The sequence below is a fragment of the Pectobacterium peruviense genome (assembly GCF_003312355.2).
Lineage (GTDB): Bacteria > Pseudomonadota > Gammaproteobacteria > Enterobacterales > Enterobacteriaceae > Pectobacterium > Pectobacterium peruviense.
The window spans coordinates 3,766,477-3,778,367 of sequence record NZ_CP161826.1; the positions used below are offsets into that span (position 1 = coordinate 3,766,477).

11 protein-coding genes are annotated in these 11,891 nt (G+C 51.3%); all 11 read right to left on the reverse strand.

Features of this window, described 5'->3' with window-relative positions:
* Positions 1 to 19 precede the first annotated feature (19 nt).
* The 11 genes from lpxB to frr all read right to left on the reverse strand — a co-directional run bounded on the left by lpxB (position 20) and on the right by frr (position 11,850).
* Positions 20 to 1,171: a lipid-A-disaccharide synthase gene (gene lpxB / locus DUT67_RS16995; RefSeq protein ID WP_113632046.1), complete on the reverse strand. Its 1,152-nt coding sequence runs from the start codon at positions 1,169 to 1,171 to the stop codon at positions 20 to 22.
* Between the two features lie 3 nt (positions 1,172 to 1,174).
* Positions 1,175 to 1,963, reverse strand: coding sequence for an acyl-ACP--UDP-N-acetylglucosamine O-acyltransferase (gene lpxA, locus DUT67_RS17000; protein WP_048259063.1), 789 nt, complete (start codon positions 1,961 to 1,963; stop codon positions 1,175 to 1,177).
* A 4-nt stretch (positions 1,964 to 1,967) separates the two neighbouring features.
* Entirely contained in the window at positions 1,968 to 2,423 is a 456-nt protein-coding gene (gene fabZ, locus DUT67_RS17005) for a 3-hydroxyacyl-ACP dehydratase FabZ (protein WP_005975923.1), read from the reverse strand.
* 102 nt (positions 2,424 to 2,525) lie between these two features.
* Positions 2,526 to 3,548 (reverse strand): UDP-3-O-(3-hydroxymyristoyl)glucosamine N-acyltransferase, encoded by a 1,023-nt coding sequence (gene lpxD, locus DUT67_RS17010; RefSeq protein WP_113632047.1) that lies wholly within the window; start codon positions 3,546 to 3,548, stop codon positions 2,526 to 2,528.
* A gap of 3 nt (positions 3,549 to 3,551) precedes the next feature.
* A complete protein-coding gene (skp, locus tag DUT67_RS17015; protein ID WP_048259061.1) occupies positions 3,552 to 4,049 on the reverse strand; it encodes a molecular chaperone Skp in 498 nt (165 codons plus the stop codon).
* A 141-nt stretch (positions 4,050 to 4,190) separates the two neighbouring features.
* Complete coding sequence (gene bamA, locus DUT67_RS17020; protein ID WP_113632048.1) at positions 4,191 to 6,620, reverse strand: outer membrane protein assembly factor BamA; 2,430 nt, start codon at positions 6,618 to 6,620, stop codon at positions 4,191 to 4,193.
* A 35-nt stretch (positions 6,621 to 6,655) separates the two neighbouring features.
* Complete coding sequence (gene rseP / locus DUT67_RS17025; protein WP_113627639.1) at positions 6,656 to 8,011, reverse strand: sigma E protease regulator RseP; 1,356 nt, start codon at positions 8,009 to 8,011, stop codon at positions 6,656 to 6,658.
* Between the two features lie 21 nt (positions 8,012 to 8,032).
* Positions 8,033 to 8,890 (reverse strand): phosphatidate cytidylyltransferase, encoded by an 858-nt coding sequence (cdsA, locus tag DUT67_RS17030; RefSeq protein ID WP_048259058.1) that lies wholly within the window; start codon positions 8,888 to 8,890, stop codon positions 8,033 to 8,035.
* Positions 8,891 to 8,899: 9 nt separating this feature from the next.
* Positions 8,900 to 9,661, reverse strand: a complete 762-nt coding sequence (gene ispU, locus DUT67_RS17035; RefSeq protein WP_048259057.1) for a (2E,6E)-farnesyl-diphosphate-specific ditrans,polycis-undecaprenyl-diphosphate synthase — start codon at positions 9,659 to 9,661, stop codon at positions 8,900 to 8,902.
* Positions 9,662 to 9,859: 198 nt separating this feature from the next.
* Positions 9,860 to 11,056, reverse strand: a complete 1,197-nt coding sequence (gene ispC / locus DUT67_RS17040) for a 1-deoxy-D-xylulose-5-phosphate reductoisomerase (RefSeq protein ID WP_113632049.1) — start codon at positions 11,054 to 11,056, stop codon at positions 9,860 to 9,862.
* Between the two features lie 236 nt (positions 11,057 to 11,292).
* A complete protein-coding gene (gene frr / locus DUT67_RS17045; protein WP_048259055.1) occupies positions 11,293 to 11,850 on the reverse strand; it encodes a ribosome recycling factor in 558 nt (185 codons plus the stop codon).
* Between the last annotated feature and the right edge of the window lie 41 nt (positions 11,851 to 11,891).

Below are 11,891 nucleotides of genomic sequence, written 5' to 3' on the forward strand. Positions count from 1 at the left end.
TGTTATTAACATGTTTTTATCAACGAGGCGTGACTAATTCCAGTACCGCCTGGGCGGCTTGCTCATCGGCGTTACAGCGAATTTGCTGGTGTAAATCCACAAATGTCGTGCGTAGCTCAGCCATTTTATCCGTATCGGCAAACAGCGGCAGCAGCGCAGCGGCGAGCTTATCTGGGGTACAGTCGGTCTGTAGCAATTCAGTCACCAACTCACGCCCAGCCAGCAAATTCGGCAGCGACACCCACGGTGTTTTGACCAAGCGCTGCGCCAGCCAGAAGGTGAAGGGTTTCATGCGATAACCCACCACCATCGGACACTTCGCTAGCATGCACTCCAGTGCCGCAGTACCAGATGCCAATAGCACCGCATCACTGGCAATCATGGCTTCACGTGCCTGCCCATCCAGCAAATGCACGTGCAGATCGGGGGCCACTCTATTTTTTATCTGTTCGAACTGTTCACGACGCTTACTGTTCACCAAAGGAACAACAATTTCCAGATCGGGAAAATGCCGTCGTAGTAACACAGCCGTATTGAGAAAATCCGCGCTAAGCATTTCAACTTCTGCGCCACGACTGCCCGGCAGCAGCGCCAAACAGTGTGCATCGTGCGCAATACCCAACGTCTCACGGGCGGCCATTTTATCGGGGTGTAGCGGCATCGCATCAGCCATCGTATGACCGATAAAGCGACAAGGTACATTGAAACGATCGTAAAACGCTTTTTCAAAAGGCAGGAAAGCCAGCACCAGATTGGTCGCTTTACCTATTTTGAAAACACGTTTTTGACGCCAGGCCCACACGGACGGGCTGACATAGTGAATGGTATTGATACCGCGCTGTTTGAGGTTGCCCTCCAGCGTGATATTGAAATCAGGTGCATCAATGCCCACGAAGACATCGGGCTGAAGTTCGCTGAAACGCTGGGTTAAATCCCGCCGAATTTTCAGCAGACGAGGAAGGCGTCCGAGCACTTCAACAATGCCCATAACGGCTAGCTCTTCCATTTCGTACCAGGCTTCACAACCTTCAGCCTGCATACGCGGTCCAGCAACACCGACAAACCGCGCATCGGGCACCTTTTCTTTTAGCGCACGGATCAAACCCGCGCCAAGGATGTCGCCGGAAGTTTCTCCGGCGACTAGCCCAATAGTCAAAGGACGTGATGACATGGATTAACGAATGATGCCGCGGGTAGAGCGGGCAAAGAAATCGGTAAATGCCTGCACGGCTGGATATTCAGCCGCCAGCGCTTCGATTTCCGGTTTCACCTCGTCCAGCGTTTTACCGCTACGGTAGAGCAGCTTGTACGCGTTACGGATCGCATGCAGCGTTTCTTTTTCGAATCCACGACGCTTCAGGCCTTCGATGTTCAGGCCAAACGGCGTAGCGTGGTTACCCTGCGCGATAACATACGGCGGCACGTCTTGCGCCACACCAGAACACCCACCAACCATCACGTGAGCACCGATAATGCAGAACTGGTGCACAGCCGTCATCCCACCGATAATCGCAAAATCATCGACGGAAACGTGGCCGCCCAACGTAGCGTTATTCGCCAGAATACAGCGATTGCCCACTACGCAGTCGTGCGCGATATGCGTGTTGATCATCAACAGGTTATCGCTACCAACTTTAGTCAACCCGCCGCCCTGTGACGTGCCACGATGAATCGTGACGCTTTCACGGATGCGGTTACGATCGCCAATCTCAACGCGGGTCGGTTCCCCAGCATATTTGAGATCCTGATTCACTTCACCAATTGACGTGAACTGATAGATTTCGTTGTCGCGGCCAATTTTAGTGACGCCATTGACGACGACATGCGATTTCAGCACCGTACCTGCACCGATCTCAACCTGAGAACCGATGTAGCAGAAAGGGCCAATATGAACACCAGCGCCAATAATGGCACCGTCTTCAACAATCGAACTAGGATGAATAAAGGCGGTTTGATCAATCACGTTATCAGGACTCCCGACGACGAGCACACATCATTGACGCTTCACAGGCCACTTCGCCATCAACTTTGGCAACACCTTTAAAGCGCGCAACGCCACGACGCTCTTTAATGAATTCAACTTCAAGGATCATTTGATCGCCTGGCTGCACGGGGCGCTTAAAGCGCGCTTCGTCCACAGCGGCGAAATAGTACAGCTCACCCGGCTCCAGTTTACCGACGCTTTTAAACGCCAGAATACCCGTAGCCTGAGCCATTGCTTCCAGAATCAATACACCGGGAAAAATAGGTTTGCCCGGGAAATGCCCCTGGAAAAAGGGTTCGTTGAAAGAGACGTTTTTCACCGCCCGCAGAAACTTCCCTTCTTCAAAATCCAGTACCCGATCAACCAGTAAAAACGGGAAACGGTGCGGTAATAATTCTAAAATCTCTTCAATATTCAGAGTATGAGTGTCAGTAGTCAAAATACTCTTCCTGTCCATAAAAAACTGATGCCATCAACAACACGGCCTGCGCAGACCCTAAATTAGGTGTCTTCAGGCAGGCCGCAAATAAAACGCGAGTGATTAAACGTTATCGACTTTTCGTTCAACGGCTTTCAACCGTTTGCTTATCTCATCAATATTCATCACCAGCGCTGCAGTTTTGCGCCACACTTTATTGGGTTGCAAAGGAATACCCGAAGAGTATACCCCAGGTTCAGTGATTGGTCGCATGACCATACCCATTCCTGTTACCGTCACTTTATCGCAGATCTCCATGTGCCCATTAATCACGCTGGCACCGCCGATCATGCAATAACGACCAATTTTCAAGCTCCCCGCCATAATGACGCCACCCGCGACCGCGGTATTGTCGCCAATCACGACGTTGTGCGCAATCTGACATTGGTTATCAATGATAACACCATTGCCAATGACCGTATCATCCAACGCACCACGATCGATGGTCGTGCTCGCGCCAATCTCAACTCGATCGCCAATTTTGACCGTTCCCAACTGCGGGATCTTCACCCAGTTGCCGCGATCGTTAGCATAGCCAAAGCCGTCAGAACCGATCACCGTCCCAGACTGGATCAGGCAATGCTCACCAAGCTCAACGCGGTGATAAATCGTTACATTTGCCCACAAACGGGTTCCGGCACCAATACGGGCATCTTTACCAATAAAACAGCCTGGGCCGATGACAACGCCATCACCCAACTGTGCGCCAGATTCGATGACAGCATTTGCGCCAACGGACACCTGCTGACCCAGCGTTGCATCGGGAGCAATCACTGCACTCGGAGCAATATCAGTGGCCGGTTGCGGCGTCGTGTCCAGCAGCTGCGCCATGCGGGCATAGGTAAGGTAGGGATTTTTCACTACCAACGCAGCAACCTGACAGTAAGGTAAATCCGCTTCCGTCAGCACGACCGCAGACGCTTGCGTCCCGGCCAGTTGCTCACGGTAACGACTGTCGGAAAGAAACGTAATTTGCCCAGTTTTTGCCGAATGCATAGAAGCAACACCGGTGATGACGATATCGCCATCACCGTGTAATTGTGCATCCAACTGTTGAGCTAACGCGTCCAGTCGAATTGAATACATGGTTTATTTAACCTGTTTCAGCACATCGGCAGTAATGTCTTTGGCATTGGCGACATACGCAACAGCGTTAGCGTCAATCACGACATCATAACCTTCTTTGGTTGCAACGGCTTTCACCGCATCCTGAATACGACTCAGGATTTTGTTGCGTTCTTCAGTCTGACGGCGACGGTTGTCCTGCTCAAAAGCCTGCGCTTTCGTAGAGAACTGCTCGCGCTGCGCCATGACGTCTTTTTCCATTTTGCTGCGATCGCTCGCTTTCATGGTAGAACCATCACGCTGCAACTTCTGCATCTTGGTCTGTAAGTCGTTTTCCATCGATTGCAGTTCAGAAGCACGGCCTTTGAACTCGTTTTCCAGCTGTTTGCCAACGCTTTCACGCTGCGGCAACTGTTGGAAGATGCTGGAAACGTTAACAACGGCAATCTTGTCTGCAGCCTGAACGCTGGCTGAAGCAGCCAATGCTAAACCGAGGCCTGCGGCACATAACCACTTTTTCACTATAAACTCCTCAACCTAACCTAAATTTGTGTCTTAACACTTTAATGATGGGCATCGCGTCATGGCATCAGCTGTATTTCCAGCATTCATGCCAATGAGCAACGATGCGACATTCCCTGCATACGACCTACGGACGTCACACTACCAGGTTTTGCCAATGTTAAACTGGAATTGTTCCGACTTGTCTCCATCGTACTTTTTAACCGGCTGGGCATAGGAGAAGACCAATGGCCCAAGCGGAGACATCCACTGCAATGCGATACCGCTGGAAACACGGAAATTGCTCGCCTTGCTGTAATCTGGCACGCCTGCGGCAATCGTTGCAGGTGTATTTTTCCAGTTGGTATCCCATACCGTACCGCCATCCACGAAGAAGGAAGTACGCACAGAGCTCGCGTATTTATCACTGATAAACGGTGTCGGTACGATCAGCTCCGCACTCAGCACAGCCATCGCGTTACCGCCAACGGCATCATCCAGATTGGTTGAATCAATCGGGCAATTGGAATAAGACGTTGCACCCGCTGCACATTTGTAATATGCCGCTTTAGGCCCAATTGTGTTCGACTGGAAGCCACGTACCGTGCTGGAACCACCAGCATAGAAGTTGTCGTAGAACGGCACTTCTTTACTTCCGATACCATCCGCAAAGCCTGCGCGCGTACGGCCCATCACCACCCATTTACCACTCTCGGTCAACGGATAGTAGCTCGCCGAATCAAACGTCAGTTTGTAGTATTCGTTGTCCGAACCAGGCACCGCGATCTTGGCATTCGCGGACGCACGCGTTCCTTTCGTCGGGAAGTAACCGCGGTCCAGGTTGTTATATGACCATCCAGTATTCAGGAAGAAATCGTTCGCTTTAAAGTCAGCGCTAGATTTATTACCTTCCTGGACCACGGATGGATTAACACCCACGGAATCCAGATAACGCCACATCGACACCTGCGGTCTCATGTCCGACAGATCGTTATGCACATAATCCAGACCGACACGCAGCGAGTTATTCTCGTTAATCGGGAAACCCAGAGTGCTGCCAACGCCATAGCTCACGTTGGTATAGTCGGACAGATCGGCGTCAGACGCTTCAAATTTGTTATAGAAGATGCGCCCACCGAGGCTAACGCCATCGACGGTAAAGTACGGGTCGGTCAGTGATAGCTCAACATACGTCTGGTAGTCGTTTTTAGTCCCGCTGATACCAACGGAGTTACCCGTTCCCAGCCAGTTGTCCTGTTGAACCCCAGCCTGGAAACTCACGCCACTTTCTGTACCGAAACCAACACCAAAGTTGAATGTACCCGTATTGCGCTCTTTAACCTTATACGTCACATCAACCTGATCGGCGACACCGGGAACACGCTGTGTTTCTACCTCAACGCTTTCAAAGTATCCCAATCGGTTTAGACGCTCTTTGCCTTGTTCAACCAGATCGTTGCCTAACCAGGCACCTTCCATCTGGCGCATTTCACGGCGCAGAACAGAATCTTTCGAGGTATCGTTGCCGTCAAAGCGAACATGACGCACATAGAAGCGGTTACCCGCATCAACGTTGATGTTTAATCTCACCGTCTTGTCTGCGTCATTAATTTCCGGCTGTGTTACCACGCGCGGATAGGCATAGCCATAACGACCCAGCAGCTTTTTGATGTCCTCTTCCATACGGGTCACTTTCGTCCCGTTGTAGAGCTCACCAGGTTCAATCTTCGTCAGCCCTTCGATTTCCGCAGAGTGACCTGCCAGATTGCCTTTCACCGCCACGCCGGACAGCTTGTACTGCTCGCCTTCCGTCATATTGATGGTGATATAGATGCCTTTTTTATCTGGCGTCAGGCTCACCTGAGTAGAATCGATGTTGAAACGTGCATAGCCGCGATCCAAATAGAAACTCCGTAGGGTTTCCAGATCGCCAGACAATTTTTGTTTCTGGTATTTACGGTCACCGACCACGTTCCACCACGGCACTTCATCACGCAGTTGGAAACGGGAGATCAATTCGTCGGAACTGAATGCTTTGTTACCGACAATATTAATCTGCTGGATCTGGGCGGAAACGCCTTCCGTGAAGACCAGTTTTAGGTCTACGCGGTTACGCGGCAGTGGTGTGACAACGGCTTTAACCGACGCACTGTACTTACCGACGCTGTAGTAGAAATCTTCCAGTCCTTTTTCAATGCTGGTGAGCGCTGTGCGGTCTAACGCTTCACCAACGCGCACGCCCGAGGCTTCCAGGTTTTCTTTCAGCATGTCGTCTTTGACTGACTTATTGCCGGAAAACGTGACACTGGCGATTGTCGGACGCTCTTTCACCTGCACAATCAGCGTTTCGCCATCGCGCAGGACGCGAACATCTTCAAAATTTCCGGTCGCAAACAAGGCACGGATGGTGTTACCGATATCATCGTCACCGATGGTATCACCAACGCGGACTGGCATACTGAGTAGTGCCGCCCCGACGGCAACCCTTTGCAGGCCCTCGAAATGAATGTCCTTCACTACGAACCCGTCTGCACCGTATACGGTTGCGCTGCTAAACAGCAGCGACGCTATGAGCAACTTTTTGATCGCCATCGTTGTTATGCGTTTTTCCTAACCTAATCCCGCGCCTAGAGACGAGAGAAATCATTGAAAAGTGCGAGTCCCATTAACAACATCAGCAACACTGTACCAATGCGATAGCTAACGTCCTGCACACGCTCAGAAACCGGCCTGCCCTTCAGCTTTTCAACCGCAAGAAAGAGCAGGTGTCCACCATCCAATACCGGCAGAGGGAACAGATTGATGATCCCCAAATTGACGCTGATTAAGGCCAAAAACATCAGGTAATAAATCAATCCATAATCTGCTGACATTCCTGCACCCTGAGCAATCGAAATGGGACCACTCAGGTTATTCAGCTTAACATCACCCATAACCAGTTTCCCTAACATACTGACGGTCAATTTCATCAGTTGCCAGGTTTTATCTGTTGCCTGATAGGCAGCACTGAACGGCCCATACTGGCGCACAGTCCTGTATTCTTCAGGCAGCGGCGTCACGCTTGGCATCACGCCAGCCAGACCTTCAACTCTGCCACTTCCCACAGATTTTCTGTCTGGCGTTAACGTCAACGGTACCGCTGCACCGTGTCGATCCACCTCCAGAGCAATAGATTGCCCGGGGTTATCACGCACGGCGATGACAAAATCACGCCAATGCGCTAGCGCCTGCCCGTCGACTTTAACGATCCTATCTCCGACTTGCAAACCTGCTTTTTCCGCTGCCGAGCCTGCCTGCACCTGCTGCAACACTGGCTCAATTCGCGGACCGCGCGGGATAATCCCAAGCGAGGAAGCCGGATCTTGCTTATCAGGCTCAAACTGCCACTCACGTAAATCCAGCGTTTTCTGGACGACACGGTCTGAGCCCAAAGGTGCGGTTCCGATCACGACATCGCTATCGCCGATTTTACCGATCAGCGCCAGACGCGCGGTATCCCAATCAGGCGTTTCGATACCATCAACGGACTTTAGTTCCATTCCCGCCGACATTTCCGCTTGCGCAGCAATGGAGTTGGGTAGTATTTCACCCACTACCGGACGCACACCCGGCACGCCGATAATAAACACCAACCAGTACGCCACAATGGCAAACAGAAAATTGGCAATCGGACCCGCGCTGACGATAGCCGCGCGCTGCCAGACCGTTTTACTGTTAAAGGATTGGTGGCGGAATTCTGGTGCTACGGTGTCGACACGCTCATCCAGCATCTTCACGTAGCCGCCAAGCGGGATCAGCGCAATGACGAATTCCGTACCGGTACGATCACGGTGACGCCATAGTGCGCGACCGAAGCCGACAGAGAAGCGCTCCACCTTCACACCACAGCGACGGGCCACCCAAAAATGTCCAAATTCATGGACGGTAACCAACACACCCAGTGCGATGATAAACGCGGCAAGATTCCAGAGAAAACTCAACATAAATAGCTCTACCGCTTTATTCTAAGCCACTTTAAACAGCAGCAGCATCAGGCAAGAGAACACAGGAACCGCAGCCGTCAGGCTATCGATACGATCGAGCACACCACCATGCCCCGGAATCAAATGGCTACTGTCTTTGATGCCCGCCTCACGTTTGAACATGCTTTCCGTCAAATCCCCCAATACCGAGGCCAACGCAGCGGCGATAGAACAGATCAGTAACGTCACTGGCGCTATCGTTAATGGGGCATAGAGGCTAAACAGCAAAGAGATGAGCGCTGAGGTTGCCAGGCCACCGAGAAAACCTTCCCAGGTTTTGCCAGGCGAGACTTTTGGCGCGAGTTTCCGCTTACCAAACAGTTTGCCAAACATGTAGGCACCGCTGTCCGCACCCCAGACCAGCAGCATGACGTACAGCAGCCACCAGGCACCAGCGAAAGGATTAATCGCGTAATTGTAATGACGAAGCGCAACCATGCCCCAGAAAAACGGCACGATCGTCATGATGCCAAACACAAGCCGCAATGCGCGTGAATGACGCCAGAATGAGGCAGAAGCCGGATAGAACAGAACCAAAAACAGCGCAACACCCCACCACACCAGTGATGACCAGAGCGCAATACTGATTTGCGGGATATGAACGGAGTAATGGTAGGCTGGGAGTGATAACAGCATCAGCGCCAGCAAGAAACCACATAGGATCGCGAGCCATAGGCGTTGACCATAAGAGGCAAACCCCGCCAATTGACCCCATTCCCATGCCGCCAGCATACAAACAGCCAACGTAACAAGCGTGAATCCCAAAGGAGGCAGCAAGAACAGCGCTGCAATAACCATCGGAATCAAGATAAAAGCAGTAATCAGGCGATACTTCAGCAAAAGTTCCCCCTAGGATGCATCAGCATCGATAGGTGTTGTTCCCCCGAAGCGGCGCTCGCGTTGTGCAAAAGCATTCAGCGCACCTTCAAAGACTTGTTCATCGAAATCAGGCCAGAGGACATCAGTAAAGTAAAGTTCAGCATAAGCAATTTGCCACAGAAGAAAATTACTGATGCGGTGTTCTCCACCGGTTCTGATCACCAAATCAACCGGAGCCAGATCATTCAGACAGATATACTGACATAATGACGCTTCATTAATGCTATCAGGGCGCAGAATGCCTTCCTGCACCTGCTCTGCAAGTTGCCGTACTCCCTGAATAATATCCCAACGGCCGCCATAATTCGCGGCAATATTCAGTGTGAGCCCCTGATTCTTTTCTGTCAGCACTTCTGAACGACGGATTCGCTCTTGTAAACGCGGGCTGAAGCGGCCGATATCACCAATCACCCGCAAGCGAACATTGTGCTTATGCAGACTTTTCACTTCGCTGTCCAGCGCTCGAACAAACAGCTCCATGAGTGCGGAAACTTCCTGCGCCGGACGGTTCCAGTTTTCACTGCTAAATGCGTAAAGTGTCAGTGCGTCCAGCCCTTGGCTCACCGCGAAGCTGACTGAACGTCGCACAGCCTTTACACCAGCCTGATGGCCAAAAATCCGCATCTTCCCCCGGCTTTTTGCCCAGCGACCATTGCCATCCATGATGATGGCAACATGCCGTGGCCCGGCGAGTGGCAGATCGTTAGTATTCTTTTGATTATCGGACGGCATAACGCGTACTTATTTCCTCAAGCAAGAAATACAACAGTCCTTCCGTAACATCAGACCCCGTTAGCGCAAAAAAAGCCGTGAACGATCACGGCTTAGCTTCACGGTCGATTAAACAACTTTCGCATAATCAACCATTGAGTGGCGCAGACTATACCACCTCCACCGCACATGAACAAATTGTGCCATGGGTCTATCCGGCTATCGCGCGTAATGTGTCAGGGTCTGTGCTGCGACCTGTCTAGCCCAGCTGTCGATGGACAAAACATCATCAACACTGGTGGGTTCTGGCAATGTAAGTTGTTCAATAACATGCTGATTTACCGCCGCGATATCCGTAAAGCGTATCTGCGACTGCAAAAATGCTGCCACCGCAATTTCATTTGCGGCGTTCAATGCCGTAGTGGCTGACTGACCGTGATTGCAGGCATCAATCGCCAACTGCAAACAAGGATAGCGCGCATAGTCCGGTGCTAAAAATGTCAGCGCGCCAATTTGGCAAAAATCTAACGCTTTTGCACCCGATGCCACACGTTCGGGATAAGCCATTGCATGAGCAATCGGCGTGCGCATATCGGGCGAACCGAGTTGCGCCAGAATGCTGCCATCACGGTAACGCACCATCGAGTGAATCACCGACTGCGGATGAATAATGACTTCCATCTGTTCGGCAGAGGCATTAAACAACCAGCGCGCTTCGATATACTCCAGCCCTTTATTCATCATCGTGGCAGAATCAACCGAAATTTTGCGCCCCATTGACCAATTTGGATGCGCACACGCCTGATCCGGTGTCATGTCTGCCAGCGCCGACACAGGAGTTTCACGAAACGGCCCACCGGAGCCAGTCAAAACAATACGTTCGACCCCATGCTGCGACAATGAAGCGTAGCCTAATTGGCGCTGAATTTGCTCAGGTAAACTCTGAAAAATCGCATTATGTTCGCTATCAATCGGTAAAAGCTGCGCACCACTTTGCGCGACGGCATCCATAAAGAGACGCCCGCAGGTAACCAGTGATTCTTTATTCGCCAACAAAACCTGTTTTCCGGCATGGATTGCCGCCAGCGTCGGCAACAGCCCAGCCGCACCAACAATCGCAGCCATGACCTGATCGACACCATCCAATGCAGCAAGTTCGCACGCCGCCTGTTCTCCCGCCAGGACCTCTGTTTTGCAACCGTATTCCGCCAACTGCTGGCGCAGAGCAGCAGCTGAGGTTTCATCAGCCATTGAGGCATAGGCGGGTTGGAAAGCGAGGCACTGTTCCAGCATAAGCTTGACGTTATACCCAGCGGATAGCGCGCGTACGGCAAATTTATCGGGGTTGGCTTTAATCACAGCCAGAGAACTGACGCCAATAGAGCCAGTGGAACCAAGAATTGTCAGTTGCTTCATTAAAAATGCTCTGAATAACCGGATTTGATGACAGGAAGGTACACGAGTCTGAGAGGATTACCATGATATATCTCTGCTATCGATCACAGTCACGATAGCCACAGGTATATGCACAGCAAAAAATTGTTTACTACCCAGAGGGGCTGGCCTTCACCCATTGATTACATAACACGCATTATATAAAAATAAAGCGCCGCCGGAAAAAACATCCTGCGGCGCAATATCCAACAGGCTGATTAGAACTCCATCAGCTCCGCTTCTTTTTCTGCCAGTGCGACGTCCACTTTCTTAATGAAGTTGTCGGTCAATTTCTGCACATCGTCCTGAGCACGACGTTCTTCATCTTCACTGATCGCTTTGTCTTTCAACAGTGCTTTAAACTTGTCGTTAGCATCACGGCGCACGTTGCGTACAGAGATACGCCCCTGTTCTGCTTCGCCACGGACGACTTTGATCAGATCTTTACGACGTTCTTCCGTCAGAGGTGGCAATGGAACACGAATTACGGTGCCAGCAGAAGACGGGTTCAGGCCGAGGTCGGAGGCCATGATCGCTTTCTCAACCGCTGGGCTAAGTGAGCGATCGAATACCGAAATCGCCAGCGTACGGGAATCTTCTACCACGATGTTAGCGAGTTGGCGCAATGGCGTTGCGCTGCCATAGTATTCAACCTGAATGCCATCCAGAATACTAGGCGATGCACGGCCGGTACGGATTCTGTTGATCTGGTTTTTAAACGCTTCAACACATTTGTCCATGCGCGTTTCAGCATCTTTTCTGATTTCATTAGTCACGTTGTGAACCCTTGAAAACTGGTTGCCTGGCAGGCCATGTC